The following is a 16,987-nucleotide window of genomic DNA, read 5'->3' as shown; positions in this document are numbered from 1 at the left end:
TCATCTGCTCCTTTCCGTTTGTTTCCAGATTGTTTTCATAACTGCTGGTCGAGTGTCCGTAATTCTACCGACTATTTCACTAAGCACTTGACGATAGGGGCGCGACAATCCTTTGATAGACACTATATTGGAATATTGATTACGAATTTTTTGCTGCATGTCACGCTCATCTGGATAATAAACAAACGTTTCGTCCCAAACGATCGGTAATCGGTCAAGACTTTCATTAATTGTTTTCTCTGTTAGTGTTGAGCCAGCTTCATAAATGATTTTGTGAAACGACAACAACTCTGCCATTGGCTTCTCACGGAAATAACTTTCCAGTACTTTCGCATTACGCTGAATAACTGGATTCTCGTAAGAAGTAACTAAAATATATTCATCGCAAACTGGCCAGTATTGCAAAGCTTCCAAATGATCCGCATCGATGAGTATAATATCGTACTCTGTCGACTGCATGACCTTTTCCAAATGGAGATAGTTTTGAATATTCTCTGCCACATCGAATTCATCATGCTGTTGAATAGGTGCATCCTCTGCTTGTACTTTAGGATAAGCATATTCGTAGCGGTGATGTTCCGTAACGTCAGCAACCAACACTTTTTTATGCTTTGACATCAGCTTCGCCATATAGAAGATCAGATCGGTTTTATCCAACGCACCAAGTAATAATATTCTTTTCATAGGTCCTCCTTTATTACTTTACGGATACACTGTCTGTCGTATCAGTGAAAATTTGTTCCTCTTCCGACATATTCGAATCCTGTACATTCCCACTATTCAATGACGTGTCTTGCTGTGTACCATTATTGTCTTGCTGAGTTGTTATATTCGCAGCAGATGCCCGCTCCTCGGCAACGGCACTTTTGTATTTCTGTACATCGGCTGGTGTTAAAGCATTCAAAGATTTCTCTAAATTCTGACGCGTCGTACGCTCCAGTGTCGATGTTGCTTTTTCCACAATATTGGGATCAGAATCCATCAAATCTAGAACTTCTTTATTCGCTGCATATGTTGAAGTTGATTTTTCTTGCAAACCAGGCTCAATATAAGACAACGCATAGATCGTTGCATCATTCATGTAAGCATCGACAATGGCGCTAGACATATTTAATATTTCCTTTTCATTCATGTGATACCATACCGTTCCACCAGATAAGTCCTCTACTTTTTTCTTGGTTAGAACAATGTAATCCTGACCAGATGGAAACTTGATACGTACATCCACATATTGATCTTTTTGCAGCTTAAGCGGCAGTTCGATCAAGCTGAATTCTTGGTTCCGCTCGTCATTGGTGATCATTTCATCGTCAAACACCATCAGGCTTGTAACTGGGCTTTTTGCTGGAAGATTAATTTTGGCAATTTTACCGTCTAAATCTTTCAGATCCATAACCACACCATCAGGGACTGCTGTTTTAGGAATTTGAACCGTTGTGAGTTGATCCAGTACAATCTTCTCTCCAGCCTGAATATCTTTATTAACTACAGGTACTGCAATCGTTTCTTCGCTCAGTTGCTTTTGTGTATCGGACAATTCCTGTTCAAGCACTACTCTCTGACTGACAAACCGATTCTTCAATTGATTGGTATACAGAATCGCAGCAATCAGACAGATGACCAGCATAGATACTGCTCCGATCAGACCAGCAAAAATCAATTTTTTTTCTCTCAACCTTATTCTTGACATGGAATGGTTGTTCTCCCCTCGCTTAACTAAAACATATACATAAAATGACACTCACAATAAAAATGATCTATCTCCCTATACAAATGACAACACAAAACATGTTATTTTTTTCACATCATTGAGACAAATAACAGTAGTATGAGTTCGGACATACAATATGACAAGTTCATATATACCAATCGAAAGGTTTGTTTATCTATTGATATAAGAATTTATTTTATTAGTACTTGAGTTGAAGTAGCGTATTAAAAATCAAAAAGGCATTAAAATGCTACAATTAACATAATCATCCGATTTAAGATGAATCAATACTTTAGACATGCCTTTCAAATGACCTAATAAAATATTTTCACTCTGTATAGTACCTATATTCATCATGGTTGTATTGCTGAGATAGAGCGTAGGATTTCTAGTTGTGATCGTCCTCTTTGGAAATTCTGGTAATCGTTTCATTTACACTATGTAGAAGATGCTTAATCTCTACTAAATCGGATTGAATACCCGATGTGCCGTAAGACCTAATTTCAGCTAAATGTTCAAGTGCTTCTTCAAGCAGTCGGGTCTGCCCACCTCGCATTTTGGAACTTTCATTTAAAAGTTCTGTAGCACGTTGAGAAAGCTTAACGCGTCCCCCGATTTTGTGTCTTATAGAGCTGTATAATATATTGTCTTCTACTCTAAATCCCATTTTCTACAATGATATATAGCTTATTGTTGGAGTCCCTAACAGAAAAGTACATCATTGGAATCACCTCCCTTCAAAATAATATAGCCTTTAGACATACCTAAACAATAGTCTATAAGACTTAAATGATACAAAAGTATGATATATTTATAGGTATTAATGCCTATTATTTTGTCGATAGGTGTCGTTTAACAAAAAAGACAAACTATTCCTTTAGTACCAAAGGTTCTTTAGACAGTTGTCGGACAAATTTGCCGACAAGTTCCGCACCTCAATTTTGTTGATTCGACAAATACTTCTTTTTATCGAACAATAACTTTTAAAAATTTCTATTCGGCAGAAAATCATTCTCCAAAATATTGACTATACATTCTCGAATCGTTCCACATAATACGTAACTCGTATATAAATTTCTAAAAGAAAAAGTCTCCTTTCAGTAATTTGCATATTTGCAAACTACTGGGAAAGAAGACTTTAGAGGTATACTGGTACTTACTGGATACAGACGTTATTTATTGGATGTATAGCATTCACGCTATGTTTAGCCATTCCCTTATACATTTACTCCACATTACTATGCTTCGCAAACGCCTGCCCATGTTCAATATGCTGCTGCTCCCCATAACTCAAGCAAACGGCATCCAGTAAAATATGCGTACATTGGTCGAATAAAGAACCTAGCGGTTGGATGCTGGCGGGTTCGCCTTCGCGGCGGTATTTGGTAGCTGCTGGGATGTGCAGCACATGATGTGCCAGTTGACCGAGTGGCGATGCTTCATCTGTAGTTACAGCAACGATTGTACAGCCTAGTTCGCGTGCTTTTTCCGCTGTCCAGACCGCAGCTTTTGTCGTGCCTGAGCCGGATACAGCAATGAGAATATCTCCGGCAGCAAGTGAAGGAGTGACGGTTTCGCCAATCACATGAGAATCGGCACCCAGATGCATCAAGCGCATTGCGAACGATTTAGCCATAAACCCAGAGCGACCCTCCCCTGTAACGAAGATGCGCCCGCCATTGGCTAGCAGCGTTGCCAATTCAGTCACGGATGAATCAGATACACGGGCGATAACACGAGATACTTCTTCCAGAATGCTTGTTGCTTTTGTCGTAGATTCGGAAGGTGAATGATTGGTTTCCTCTTTATGTGCTGGAGCGATAGATTCCGATGTCGTTGTTTTGTTGGTCATGATTAATATCTCCCTTCTAATTTCACAAAATGGATCGTTGATCTAGCAAATCACGGATAGCTTGCGCGGCTTGCGCTGGATGGTCGGCTTTGGTAATCGCGGAGCCGACGATGACGACCTGTGCTCCGTTTTCTACAATCGCAGGCAGTGTTTGCAGCGTAATGCCTCCGGCTGCCGCAATCATCGGTTGCTGTGAATCAGCGATTGCGGTTGAGGATACATTAGTATTTTTCTCCAATGCTCCTGCATCGGTTGAACGGATATTATCCAGCGTCTGTCCACTATGCTCCTGCAAATCCTTGCTGACATGCTGGCATAATACGGCATCTGTATTATACTGCTCAAGCGCAGCAGCACGTTCCGGTGGTACTCCGAGCAGATCGATCATCATGAGCGCGTTGTGCTCATGTGCAGTTTGACTGCATAGCTCAATCGTTGCATCCGGTGCGGTTGCCATCACAGTCGCCACATTCGCTCCTGCCTGAAAGCAAAGCTCGAATTCATATCGTGCATTATCGTTGGTCTTGATGTCCGCAACGATCACTTTATCAGGAAACGCCTGACGCATCCGTCGCACGCTCTCCATGCCAAATTCCTTGATCAGGGAAGTGCCCACCTCAATCCAATCAATACATGGTTCAACCTGACGCACCATATCAATCGCTTCCTCGATGGTCATACGATCCAATGCCAATTGAATACGTACCGAGCCGTCATTTGCATATAGTATTGGGGATTGCGACTGTGTGTCTGGGGATGATGTTGTATAGTTATGTTGCATAAATGTCTCCACCCTTTCCATTCTCTTTATTTACTTTATTAGGCGCGTGTAGTGTGAATGTCGCCTGTCCACTCTTGATTATTGGAGGTTGCCGCAGTATCTTTTCCAGCTAATGGTTGTTTCTTCACCTTGCCCACTGTCATCGTCAGAATCGCTGATAATAACAGCGAGCCTGCCATGAACATATAGGAAGCGTCGAAGCCGCCCGTTAGATCATTCAGATACCCGACGATATACGAACCGGCAAACGAACCAAGTGCGCCCAAGCTGTTCACGAGTGCCATTGCACCACCTGCTACGTTGCGCGGCAATACTTCCGGTACGATGGCAAAAAATGGACCATACGGTGCATACATCGCGCCACCTGCAACAACGAGTAAAGCAAACGAAAGCCAGAAATGATTTGGTCCCAGCAAATACGAGCCGTAAAACGCCAATGCGCCGATCAGCAGGAATGGCCATACGAAGCCTTTGCGAATCTGCATTTTATCTGAGAAATACGAGGTTACCAGCATCAGAATCACAGCGAGCAGATACGGTACAGCCGCCAGCCAACCCGTCGATACCATATCCATATTTGGTGCTTTGGCAATGATCGATGGTAGCCACATCACAAAGCCATACACCCCGATGCTCCAGAAGAAGTATTGCAGACTGAGCTTGATTACGGTTGGTGAGCGGAAAGCTTCGCGGTAGTTTTTCACCTGCTTCATGCCTGCCTGTTCACGCGCCAATTCGGTTTCCAGTGCTTGTTTCTCGTCTGCACTGAGCCAGTGGGCTTGAGACGGCTTATCCTGCACCATTTTCCACCAGATAAATGCCCAGATGATCGCAGGCATACCTTCGATAATAAACATCCAACGCCATCCGACTGACGATACCAGATAACCGGAGACAATTGACATCCACAGCACGGTTGCTGGGTTACCGAGGATCAGGAAGGTGTTGGCACGCGAGCGTTCACGGTTGGTAAACCAGTGTGCATTGAAGACGAGCATAGCGGGCATGACCGCACTTTCTACGACTCCAAGAGCAAAACGAATAACGATCAGCACATGTACATTGGTAACCATACCGGTTGAAGCAGCGAGCCCGCCCCAGAGGATGAGTGCCCAGAAGACGAGCTTTTTGGCACTGCGTTTCTCTGCATAATGAGCACCCGGAATCTGGAAGAAGAAGTACCCAAGGAAGAAGAGCGCTCCCAGCAGTGAGGACATCGCTGCCGAAATATTCAGATCATGTGCCATACCAGAAGCAGCGCCGAAGCTATAATTGGCGCGATCTAGATAAGCGAGACTGTATGTGATGAAAATAATCGGGATCAGGCGCAGCCAGCGGGAAGCCGGCAATTCGCCAGCTGCTGGGCTGCCAAGATTCGTCTGAGCTGTCGAAGCTGGATGTTGAGCAAGCTTGTCCTGAGAACGTTTCATTTCAATTCACTCCTTCCGAAAATGGTACTGCCTGTTTTACCAATAATGATGTATCTTCCGAATCCTCCAACAAGCCTGCCTGCTGAGCCGCTTCCTGCTGCTCATATCTGTCTGTTGTCTGCATGTACTGCTGCAATCGGGATTCCGATGGGTATCCTTCATGATCGCCCACCGACTGTACCGCCAGTGCGCCAATCGCGCAGCCTCGACTGACAGCATCGTATAGAGATAATCCGTTCAACCAGCCACTGACGACCCCAACAGCAAATCCGTCGCCAGCGCCCACCGTATCAATCACGTCCGGCACGATATACCCGGGAACAATGCCTTCTTCCTCATGACTCCGGTAATAGGCACCTTCTGGACCAAGCTTAACGACTACTGCACCAGCACCGGATTGCAAATACGCTTCGGCGATACGGCGCGGGTCGCGAGAGCCTGTCAGCAACTCCCCTTCTCCAATACCGGGCAATACCAGATCGGCATAAGAGGCGAATGTCTGAATGACCTCTTTCATCTGCTCCTGATCCTGCCACAGCTGCAAACGCAAATTCGGATCAAACGAAATCGTCCGTCCTGCTTGCTTCATCGCCTGCAATACTTTCCAAGCAAATTCACGATTATCTCCCGATAATGCTAGCGGAATACCAGTCATATGCAGATGCCGAGCAGAAGTGAAGTACGTTTCCTTTAGCTCGTTCACTTGCAACGCGCTCGCTGCTGAGCCTTTGCGGAAATATTGCACTTCTGGATCGCCGGAAGTGACACGAGCTTTGAGCTGGAACCCAGTAGGACGAATATGATCCGTATATACATGCTCCACATTGACATGCTCACTGCTCAGCTTTTGCTTTACAAAATTCCCAAACGCATCGTTGCCGACCCGACTTGCCCAGCCCGATGCCAGCCCTAGTCGTGCAAAGCCAATCGCGGCATTCGCCTCTGCACCTGCCAAGCGTTTATGAAATAGCTCTGCCTCATGCAGCTCTCCCGGCTGATTCGCGACAAACATCGTCATCGCTTCGCCAAATGTCACTACATCTAGCTTGGTTTGCTTTTGCTGGTTCATTTGGTCATTGGATTCTGATAAAAGATGGTGCTGAACCGACTCGCTCATGACATGCTCACTCCCCTGTGCTGCCACTTCCGACAGCATATTGCAATACTCTTGTATGCTAGAATCGTCCGATAATGGAAACTCAATCGCTCGCCATGCTGTATCTGGCAATTGTCGGATCATGGCTTGCCAAGATTGCAGCTGCGTCTCCGTATGTGGCAATGGTACGGTAACGATGTTGCCGTTTTGCATTTTGCTATGCTTGGCGTGGATATACATCACGTAGGGCGACAATGACGTAGCGGCGGATAACCCATCCTCATAACCGGCATAGAGCCAATTGCCGGTATCAAATGTCATGCCCACTCGTTGTGCTTGCGGATGCTCCTCCATATAGCTCTCCATATCCTTGAAAAAACGATACAGGGATGCAGGATCGCCACCGTATGGTGTCTGATCGTTTTCAATGACGAGTTGAGGATGAAGATCATCTTGCTGTGCTGATTGTGATGGTTCGACATTGGCTTGCATTTTTGGAAAATAATGCGGTTTCAAAATATCCTGTAATGATGCTAAATTGGAATGACGGGGACGATAATGCCCCAGTAACATTTTGACCAAATGGGCTTGCAGCAGCTTCGCTTCACTCATCGCGAGTCGAATATTCTCTGCATTCAAACTTCCGTCTGTTCCCCATACTTCCATCGGAACGGAATAGATAGTTGTTTGTAGAGTGCTCTGGGCAATGGCTTGTCTGCATGTCTGCAATTCATCTGTAGGCTGTTGTTGATTTGTAAGCAGCTCTCTGCGTATTTCGATTCCTGCTGCTCCCATGGATGCGATTCGCTGTACCGCTTCTACTTGTGCCTGCGTTCCTGCTACAACTTCCGGTAGAACGCAAGTGGGGATAATGATATTGTTCATGTGCGTAAGACTCCTCTCGGTTAAGCGTGCTTGGTGCTCGGTGCTCGGTGCTCGGTGCTCGGTGCTCGGTGCTCGGTGCTCGGTGCTCGGTGCTAATTAATTTTGGCGGAATATAGATGATTTGACTGTTTGTTTTGTAATGGAATGGTGTTCGATCAATATCGTATTGAGATGTATGATGGTGCGATTGTGGAATGCCTATGTGAGTTTGAAGCTTATAGGTGCTATGTCATTTTTTGCTATGTTTTACGTTCTATGTTGGGTGGCTGTAATGAACAATACCCTATTTCCCAATTTAATAAACCGGTTTAGTAAATCGATTTATGAGAAGAGTATACACCTGTCATTTTCAACTGACAAGTCTTTTTTGTAAGCGTTATCTATTTTGCAAAATGATTTTGTATGTAGAAATAACTGATATGGGGATGTGTAGAGATATGTTCCTTACCCTTTTCAAAATACGTAATAAAGTGTGTTGCGTACTCCATGTTCAGATCCGCTTTACATATAAATAAGCCTATGAATATGCCAAATACGCCGCAAGCAGCAATGCTACGACGTTCAGCTTGATACAGGATTCATTTCTGTTATTCCTATTGGTTCGCTGTGCGAATATGCTCTCTATTCCAATTACGCGTCTGTTTCGATTTCCAACCTTGGCTGCGAGGATTCCCGTATGATCAACCGACAAGCAAAACGCTTTTCCTGTACAGGCAGCGGTTGTTTTTTCGATTCATTTTCCTGCTCAATCGCTTGCAGCAACAGTGCTGCCGCTTCTCTTCCCATCTCATGCGCTGGCTGAACAATCGTCGATAGTGTCGGGGTTAACAGCTCAGCGAAGGGAATATTATCGAATACCATTAGCGCCATATCCTGTGGAATACGCAATTGGCGTTCTTTGAGAAAAGCCAACACCTCTAGCAGCACCAGATCATTCCCAGCAATCAGCGCTTCCGGCAAATTACCAGACTGTGCAAGCTGTTGCAGGCTATGCTGCAATTCATTTACCTCTTCTGAAATGACAAACGGTTCTATATCCGGCATATGCTCTCTCATCGCTTGACGATACCCACTGACCCGCTCCGCACGCGTCGAAATGGACAGTGGTGCAGTCAGCATGGCGATATTGCGATAGCCAGACTGAATCAAATGCAGCGTAGCATCGTAAGCGGCTTGTTCATTTTCCACTACAACTCTATGCGTATTCACGTCATCCAGTTTCCGGTCGATAAATACTAGCGGGAATTTCTCTTCTACCAGCTGCTGATACACCGGAGTCAATTTGCCAGATGGAAAACAGATCACGCCATCCACCTGCTTCGCACGCAGCAGCTCCAGATCAGTCTGCTCATGCTCTGCATCTTCATCCGTATTGCATAAAATCACACTCACGCCATGCTCTCGGCAATAGCTCTCAATCCCGCGACAAATCTCAATCGAGAAATGATGCAGCATATTGGCAACAATGACCCCAATCGTAAACGTACGCTTTTGCTTCAAGCCACGTGCCAGCACATTGGGACGATACGCCAGTTCCTGAATAGCTTCGGCAATCTTGTCACGGGTTGCTGTACTCATATATTCATAACGCCCGTTCAAATACTGGGATACCGTGCTCTTCGACACGCCAGCAAGTCGGGCAACATCTGCCATCGTTACTTTTGCCATATCGCAACCCTTTCCGTCTTCATCTGTGTTCTCATCATATCACATCCATCCTGAAAAACAGGTATGATCTGCATGTCATCGGTTTATATGGATCGTCTTTCCTTAAAGAATAAAAATCAATTATACTGAATAAAAATACATTATCTATTACACTTCTCTTTATGTATTCGCTATACAGAAATGCAATACTGCACCGTATCCATACAGGAGGGTTGCTAATGAATATTACCATTCGTCAAACAACAGCAGAAGATCTACACGACATCACCGCTCTTATGCAAGAATACATTGGTGGTTTTTACAAAAAGCCATTACCTGCGACCGAGCAGCTGCATCACTTAATCCGCACAATGGCGGCAGGGCAGCAGGGGGTTCAATTTATTTTGGAGCAAGATGGTAAAGCCGCTGGATTCGCTACCTTATACTTTTTATTCAGTAGCATGAAAGCCGCTCCTATTACGAATATGAACGATCTGTATGTAGCGGAACATTTGCGCGATACCGAGGCAGAACAGCAGTTATTTGATGCATGTCTAGCATATACGCGTGATCATGATTTTGCTCATATGGCATGGGTCGCTGCGCCGGATAATGTGCGCGCACAGCAATTTTTTGAACGAAATGGATGCAGCCTTGTCCCTTGGGTCGATTATGTGATCCAATAAAGGCATATCAAACCACTATACGGCAGCTCTTTATGAATACATATTGCATAAAAAGCTGCCGCTCAATCCAGCAGGATCGGTCGGTAATTCAGCGCCTCGTCCACCACCTGCTCCGCCGTCAGCTCCCGCTCATCCCAAAAGATCAGATTGCTCACCTCAGGATGCGGCACCTGCTGACCCAAAAGCTCCAGCCATTCATCCTGCTCATTCTCACTGCCCTCACCGTCCATGATACGCTGCACTAGTTCTATTAACTGCTCCCGATTCAGCTTTTCCATTATCTTCACCCAACCTCCATTGTCACCCGATTTTGCGAATCTCCAATTCCATGTCCATATCACAATCACACAGATGCTAAAACAATAGAATGGGAGACTCGCTTTATATCAATCCATCATCGGCGTTGCTTACACAATCATCTTCCTTGCTTACATGAACATCGTCATTTCGCTTCTCGTTCCAACGCAATCAGCAATACCTGTGTCAAAATATCCACGCCAGTAAACATGGCATCACGGTTAAAGCTCATCTTCGGATGATGCAAGCCGGGACCGAGATCGCAGCCAAGACCGAGCATCGTGCCTTTCACATGCGGCTTACGGATCGCTACTTGGTGGAAATCATCGCCACCAGTTGTTAGCAGTGCTGGAGAGGTATGTTCCGCACCGAGTACTGCCGTGATTGCCTCCGCCATATACTGCTGCGCCTGCTCATCCACTTTGGCGGCAGCTAACCCGTGGGCAATCTCCAATTCCACATCTGCGCCGTATCGCATCGCTACACTATCCACGACACGCTGCACCTTTTCGGTCAATTCTTCCATCACTTCATTACTTTGCGCGCGTGTATCTAGCGAAAAGTGCGCGTTACCCGGAATAATATTGCGTGTCTCACCCGCATGCAGACTAGTCATCTTCACTGAATGCGGAATACGTGGATCGATATGAATATGCCCTAACTCATTGACGATAGATGCGGCAACTTCAATGGCATTGACACCCAGATGCGGGCGCGCACCATGCGCATCGTCTCCACGGATGACACCCTTCACCCCACGACTGGCTCCATGCAGAATTGCCGGAGCCGCTTTGCCATCTGGCAGCTCCTGAATCGGACGCAAATGCACGCCAAAATAGAAGTCCATATCGTCAAAGACGCCTTTTTCTACCAGCGCAATCGCACCTGCACCGATCTCCTCAGCAGGCTGAAATACAAAACGAATTGTTCCCTTGGGCAGTTCTCCTTTTTCCTTGAGCGCCATCAATGTTCCAAGCACCATCGTCATATGCGCATCATGCCCGCATGAATGGTTGGCACAAAATTCACCATCGACCTCCTGCCAGAGCGCATCCATATCCGCCCGCAACCCGATGACTGGTTTACCAGAGCCGATCTCACCAATCACACCAGGGCAATCGTCAAACACCGTCACCCGGCAGCCCAGTTGTTCCAGCCATTGCTTGATGTATGCCGTCGTTTCCCATTCCTTCATACTCAGCTCAGGATGAGCGTGAAGATGTTCAAATACCTCCGTCAATGTTGCACATAGCTGTGTATCCGCCGCGACCGTCATCCAAAATCATTCCTTTCCATATTGGTATTCATATTGTATTTGTATTCTTCAGAGAATCATGCCAAGCCCCGCAAGACAGCTTACGGAATATAAAATTTATTGATATGCTGCTCCTCAATCTGCTTCACATTGCCCTCATTTCGATTCGCAATCTCCATAATGATCACATTCAGCAGCGAGAAGATCACCGGCGACATCTGAATAATCGAGCGCGAAGGCAGATCCAGCGTGAATACCAGATCAGCATGCGGAATGACCGGCGCTGCCTTGTAATCGGTAAAAGCAATCACGTAAATCCCCTTCTTCTTCGCTTCCTCCGCAATCCATAGCGGCTCCATCAGATAGCGGTAGAACGAAAACACGACCACCACACTCTGCTCGTTCAAATAATTCAGATGGATATGCTCCTCCGGGCGATACAGCCGACAATTTCCCTTGATCGAATTCAGTGAAAAGGACAGCCAATGCGCCATCGAAAAGCCAAAATTCAGCCCCGTCACCAGCACCTGATCTGCGCCATCCAACCGATCAATCGCCAGATTGAGTTGCTGATCAGACAACGACTTGGACACTTTATCAATATTCACCTGATCCAGTCGCATCGCCTGTCGGTAGTATGGCAGCTGTTCATCTTGAGCCTGCCCCGTAGCTTGCAGATCATGCACATCGGTATAGATGTTGTATACCGCTTGCCGCACATCCTGTTGCAGCTCACTGTAGCCTTGGTAACCAAGCGAGTAACTGAGCCGAACGACCATCGTCTCGCTCACACCTAGCGCTTCGCCTACCTTTTTGGCAGACTGAGCGGCAAAAATAGTCGGATCATTCAGCAGCGCATCGGCTACTTTTTTCATGCCTTTTGTTAATGACGCATATTGTTCAGCGATACGATCCTGATACGATGTCAGCATTTATCACCTCGATTAAAGTTTTTAATTCAAAAAATGATTGAAATGAAGGAAATCCTTTATTATGATATAGCATAACACCTGAACGATACGAAGAAAAGTCAGGATATGTGCAAATGACTTTACATGACTTTACCAAACGTACAAGGTGTCATCATCCGTATTGCCAAGCAAAGTACATCTACTGTCAGTTACATGATCTGCACCACAATAGGCATGATCAGGTTGCAGTTCATTCCTTCCTGTATGTTCGCGTTTCACCGAATATAAACCTTTATTCCCAAAGGAGGAAATGCTCATGGATACTCCCCGTCACTTGGATACGGCACCACCCGTATCACCAGCACCGAAAAAGAATCGGCTGAAAATGCCAGATGCGTATGTACTTCTGTTTCTGGTTGCGCTCGTCTGTGCGATTGCCACGTACTTTGTACCTTCCGGTGAATTTGACCGTGTTACGAACAATGAGATTACCACTACTGTACCGGGCAGCTACCATACGGTTGAGCGTTCGCCAGTTACGTTTGTTGGCTTCTTCTCTGCCATCGCCGAAGGCATGGCGAATGCTGGACCGATCATTTTCCTGATCCTGTTCACTGGCGGCGCAATTGCCGTACTAGAACAAACGGGTGCGATTACGGGTATGGTACATAGCATCGTCAACAAATTCCGTGAGCGGCAGTTTCTATTTATCCTCATCGTCGCCGCTATCTTCTCCATACTCGGCACGACAGGCATTGTCGTCAATTCGGTAATCGGCTTTATCCCGCTCGGTATCATCGTCGCCCGTGCGCTGAAATGGGATGCGATGCTAGGCGCGGCAGTGATCTATCTCGGTACATATGCAGGCTTCAACTCTACCCTACTCTCCCCATCACCGCTGGGCATTTCGCAAACAATCGCCGAATTGCCGCTATTCTCCGGTATCGGGCTGCGCACCGTGATCTATATCTGCTTTGTGGCAGCGACCATCGTGTATCTGGCATGGTATTCGCGCCGCTTGAAAAGCAGCAAAGGCAGTCTGCTCGGCAACGACTGGTTTCCGAGTAAGGCGCTGGTGAGCGATAACGAGGATAGCGAGAACGTGGTCTGGACAGGCAAACAAAAGCTGATCATCCTTGTCACTGCACTTTGTCTCGCTGGCTTCTTGGTTGGGACATTCAAGCTGGGTTGGGGCGATAAAGAGATGGCAGGAACCTTTATCCTGATCGCCATTATTGCTGGGCTAATCGGCGGCATGGGCGGCAATGGCATCGCCAAAACATTTATCGGCGGCTGTCAAAAGCTCGTCTACGGCGCACTGATCTGCGGGATGGCACGCTGTATCTCGATCATTCTTGACGACGGTAATATTCTAGATACGATTGTCAATGGACTCGCCAATCTGCTGCAAGGGCATGGACCGATCTTCGTGTCGGTAGGTATGTATCTGGTGAGCGCCCTGCTGCATTTCCTCATCTCCTCCGGCTCCGGCGAATCGGTCGTACTGATTCCGATTCTAGCGCCGCTGTCCGACCTGCTGGGCGTGACCCGTCAGGTAACCGTACAGGCGGTTATGATGGGCGAAGGCGTCGTAAACTGCCTGAACCCAACCTCTGGTGTACTGATGGCGATTCTCGCAGCAACAGGGATTCCGTATATACGTTGGCTGAAATTCATGTGGCCACTGGCACTGACATGGTTCTTAATCGGGCTTGCTTCGATTATTGTAGGTGTGCTGATTAAGTGGGGACCATTTTAATTCTGTCTATCGAAAAGAGCCTTCCGCTATGAGGAAGGCTCTTTTTTGGCGATACTGGCTAGTGAGATGACCATACCCTAGTTTCATTTGCAACAATACACATTCCCATCGATTCTTCATAATCTATGCAATCCTGCATGTGTATAAGCGGATACGAAATGACTGCACTTACTGGTTATTCGCTTACTGGTATCGCTCATGATCATTCGTTAGGATTGCTGTCACTTTCCCATGTATAGGTCGTTTCCATCTCGACATCGGCTGTACCAGTGGTAGACAGAACGACGCGGTATGGGGTTGGCGGAATGTAGATTCTGTCAGTCGGAACGCGGTAATACACGCGAGCGGAGCCGTTAAGCAGTTTCACTTGCAGCGGGTCCCACTTTTTGGTGGAGAAATTGTATTTTTCAATCGATACCACCATTTGACCGTCTTGTTTGACGTTCAAGCCGACATAGCTGTCACCGGATGAATTGTATTTTGCTGCTACAAATGCTCCATCCTTCTTGGTTACCGTAAAATAGTCAAATCTTGTGTCCGACGTATCCTGTGTAGTGATTCCGCCGCCCCCGCCCTTGTTAGCTACATTGCCGGGAGATATCGCAGATGCTGCATTTGCGGTTTGCGTCATTGTGCCGATGAGCAAAGCGCCTGTCAGCAATAAAGTATAATATCGGGATGATTTCATTATTGTGTCCACTCCTTTTATTGCCCGAAACCGTGTAGATCTATCGGGTACATCTGTAACTGACCGAACAGAGCCTGAGGTTCTCACCTCCCTTCCAGGTTGGTTCGGTGATGCTGCGTGTTGCATTTGATCGCGTATTGAAGCTTATGTAGATAGGATTGCAATTTCTTTATACTATACTTTGATTTTGCCGCTGTGTATAATTTACTGTCTTATGCTTTTTCGTAATAACGCTGGATTTGGATCACTTGGAATTATTTTCATTTATAAAAAAAGCGCATGAACATTTTGGATGTTCATGCGCTTTTTCGATAAAGTGATTCAGCAATCTTTATTTAATGTTTCATTTGAATTTGACAGTATTAATTGGTTGCAGCCTAATAAGAATACATGAAAAATATTTTCTTGAAGTTCATTATTATTCTTCGTCTTCCAGTTCTTCCAGTCTATCTGCTTCAAAATTCTCCAACCAATAGTTTACTCTTTGCACTACTAATTCACTTGGAGAATTTGCTAAACTCAAACAAAATTGTTCAGCATCTTCGTCCATCCATACAATAGTTTCAAAATATTTCTCAATATCTGAAGCAGTCCAAGCTGGATTAATGGGGTCTGCTAGTGTCTTTAATTCAGGTAATATAGGATCTGCTAGTTCTTCTGGAAGACATTGGATGACATTTAAAACCCAATAATATGGACCATTCTTATGGACTACTCGTAATATCTTGAACAAATAATCCAAATAAATAGAAGACGGATGATACACTATCGCTCCAATCCAGTCATCAGCATTCTTCCATTCTGCCTCTATTAGATTTCTTAATACATAAGATATAACTTCCTTCTCAACACATAGGTGATTTAATTGTTTTATTTCTTGATTCATGTTTCGAAGCTTCTGCTTTTCTGCTTCATATTCAGCTAGTCGAGTTTGATATACTGTACCAGTTTCTCCTCTATATTTTTGTATAATGCCTTCTAAAGTCGCACTTTTCAAATCTGTCTCCACCTTATAATATTTTCATTAAAAATCTCAAGTCCTTGTTTGCTAAATCCTAAACCTAAGCTTATTACTGGTTCATTTGTATTGTTACTCTTTTCTAATTTAATTTCTACCATTCCCGTTTTATAATCAGCATAAGATTCAAGCGTTTTTTGAGCTTGACGACGATTAGGTTCTTGAACGCCACCAATACTAAGCAATTTATCCTTTGTGCCTGTTGTAACATCAAATTCTACAACATGAGTATATTTTCTGGAATTTTGGCTTTTTCGTTTAGACAGATCACTTTTGCTATAATTAGGATCATCTGTAATCTTGAGCTCACTTTGGCCCGAAGTCCGTTTGGTCAAAATATTATTTTTTTCTAATTTCTTAAACTCTTTTTCTGACATTGTTCGATAAAACTTCTCAGTTTGTGAACTATCTGCTACATGAGTAGACGCTTCAGCAGAGTTCTGTAATCCTTTTTTACATCCCGCAAAATCCTTACTTAATCCCAACGGATCAACATAGCTAACCGGATCGCCATTGACATACGCATATCGATTGAACGTCTGCCCATCGGTAATCGTTCCCTGAATCACATCTCGATTCAAGAAGCGCTTTAGCTTCGGATCATAGTACCGCGCTCGCATATAGTATAAACCGTTCGGGTCCGTCTGGACACCGTCTCGTCCGTTGTAGCGAAATGGCTGATTTGTGCTACCTTCATGCGACGTGAGTTCACCATACAGCCCATACGTATAGCGGTCCGTCACCTGACTGGCTTCGTTCGTCAGGATCGTCGTGCTTCCCCGTAAGTCACTGTGATAACTCAGGTACTGTCCGTCCGCATCTTCCCGTCCAATCAGTCCCAGTCCATACACATACCAAGCGAAAGCTTCGCCGTCTTCGTTCACTTCCATCAGCATCCGACTGAGTGGAGACGATTCATCCACTACATACCGGATTACCGATTTGCGCTGCTTCATCTCGATTCGGTTGCC

General features: G+C 45.4%; 15 protein-coding genes. 2 read left to right on the top strand and 13 right to left on the bottom strand.

Annotation, left to right across the window (positions count from 1 at the left end):
- The 7 genes from ABXR35_RS23940 to ABXR35_RS23910 all read right to left on the bottom strand — a co-directional run bounded on the left by ABXR35_RS23940 (position 1) and on the right by ABXR35_RS23910 (position 9,423).
- On the bottom strand, positions 1-684 hold the full coding sequence (locus ABXR35_RS23940; RefSeq protein WP_367064590.1) for a hypothetical protein: 684 nt from the start codon (positions 682-684) through the stop codon (positions 1-3).
- Positions 685-697: 13 nt separating this feature from the next.
- Positions 698-1,690, bottom strand: coding sequence for an SAF domain-containing protein (locus ABXR35_RS23935; RefSeq protein ID WP_367064589.1), 993 nt, complete (start codon positions 1,688-1,690; stop codon positions 698-700).
- A gap of 1,246 nt (positions 1,691-2,936) precedes the next feature.
- Positions 2,937-3,563, bottom strand: a complete 627-nt coding sequence (gene hxlB / locus ABXR35_RS23930; protein WP_367064588.1) for a 6-phospho-3-hexuloisomerase — start codon at positions 3,561-3,563, stop codon at positions 2,937-2,939.
- A gap of 22 nt (positions 3,564-3,585) precedes the next feature.
- A complete protein-coding gene (gene hxlA / locus ABXR35_RS23925) occupies positions 3,586-4,344 on the bottom strand; it encodes a 3-hexulose-6-phosphate synthase (RefSeq protein ID WP_367064587.1) in 759 nt (252 codons plus the stop codon).
- A gap of 38 nt (positions 4,345-4,382) precedes the next feature.
- Positions 4,383-5,774: an MFS transporter gene (locus ABXR35_RS23920; protein WP_367064586.1), complete on the bottom strand. Its 1,392-nt coding sequence runs from the start codon at positions 5,772-5,774 to the stop codon at positions 4,383-4,385.
- Between the two features lies 1 nt (position 5,775).
- Positions 5,776-7,755, bottom strand: coding sequence for a PfkB family carbohydrate kinase (locus tag ABXR35_RS23915; RefSeq protein ID WP_367064585.1), 1,980 nt, complete (start codon positions 7,753-7,755; stop codon positions 5,776-5,778).
- Positions 7,756-8,385: 630 nt separating this feature from the next.
- A complete protein-coding gene (locus ABXR35_RS23910) occupies positions 8,386-9,423 on the bottom strand; it encodes a LacI family DNA-binding transcriptional regulator (RefSeq protein ID WP_367064584.1) in 1,038 nt (345 codons plus the stop codon).
- A 218-nt stretch (positions 9,424-9,641) separates the two neighbouring features.
- On the opposite strand from ABXR35_RS23910, the gene ABXR35_RS23905 reads away from it, so the two are divergent.
- Positions 9,642-10,088 carry a GNAT family N-acetyltransferase gene (locus ABXR35_RS23905; RefSeq protein WP_367064583.1) on the top strand — a complete coding sequence of 149 codons (447 nt, stop codon included), beginning with the start codon at positions 9,642-9,644 and terminating at the stop codon, positions 10,086-10,088.
- A gap of 62 nt (positions 10,089-10,150) precedes the next feature.
- Here ABXR35_RS23905 and ABXR35_RS23900 read toward each other — a convergent pair whose 3' ends face one another.
- From ABXR35_RS23900 to ABXR35_RS23890, 3 genes are all read right to left on the bottom strand, one after another.
- Positions 10,151-10,366, bottom strand: coding sequence for a bacteriocin immunity protein (locus ABXR35_RS23900; RefSeq protein ID WP_367064604.1), 216 nt, complete (start codon positions 10,364-10,366; stop codon positions 10,151-10,153).
- Positions 10,367-10,530: 164 nt separating this feature from the next.
- On the bottom strand, positions 10,531-11,661 hold the full coding sequence (locus ABXR35_RS23895; protein ID WP_367064582.1) for a M20 peptidase aminoacylase family protein: 1,131 nt from the start codon (positions 11,659-11,661) through the stop codon (positions 10,531-10,533).
- A gap of 80 nt (positions 11,662-11,741) precedes the next feature.
- Positions 11,742-12,572 (bottom strand): MurR/RpiR family transcriptional regulator, encoded by an 831-nt coding sequence (locus tag ABXR35_RS23890; protein WP_367064581.1) that lies wholly within the window; start codon positions 12,570-12,572, stop codon positions 11,742-11,744.
- Between the two features lie 295 nt (positions 12,573-12,867).
- On the opposite strand from ABXR35_RS23890, the gene ABXR35_RS23885 reads away from it, so the two are divergent.
- Entirely contained in the window at positions 12,868-14,310 is a 1,443-nt protein-coding gene (locus ABXR35_RS23885) for a YfcC family protein (RefSeq protein ID WP_436669411.1), read from the top strand.
- A gap of 202 nt (positions 14,311-14,512) precedes the next feature.
- Here ABXR35_RS23885 and ABXR35_RS23880 read toward each other — a convergent pair whose 3' ends face one another.
- The 3 genes from ABXR35_RS23880 to ABXR35_RS23870 form a co-directional block, all read right to left on the bottom strand.
- Positions 14,513-14,998 carry a hypothetical protein gene (locus ABXR35_RS23880; protein ID WP_367064580.1) on the bottom strand — a complete coding sequence of 162 codons (486 nt, stop codon included), beginning with the start codon at positions 14,996-14,998 and terminating at the stop codon, positions 14,513-14,515.
- Between the two features lie 418 nt (positions 14,999-15,416).
- Positions 15,417-15,995, bottom strand: a complete 579-nt coding sequence (locus ABXR35_RS23875; RefSeq protein WP_367064579.1) for a hypothetical protein — start codon at positions 15,993-15,995, stop codon at positions 15,417-15,419.
- Positions 15,992-16,987 (bottom strand): RHS repeat-associated core domain-containing protein (locus ABXR35_RS23870; protein WP_367064578.1); only part of this gene is annotated, 996 nt, incomplete at its 5' end. The genes ABXR35_RS23870 and ABXR35_RS23875, both read right to left, overlap by 4 nt.

The organism is Paenibacillus sp. JQZ6Y-1 (assembly GCF_040719145.1).
GTDB lineage: Bacteria > Bacillota > Bacilli > Paenibacillales > Paenibacillaceae > Saccharibacillus > Saccharibacillus kandeliae.
This window is presented reverse-complemented; position numbering and strand designations above follow the sequence as displayed.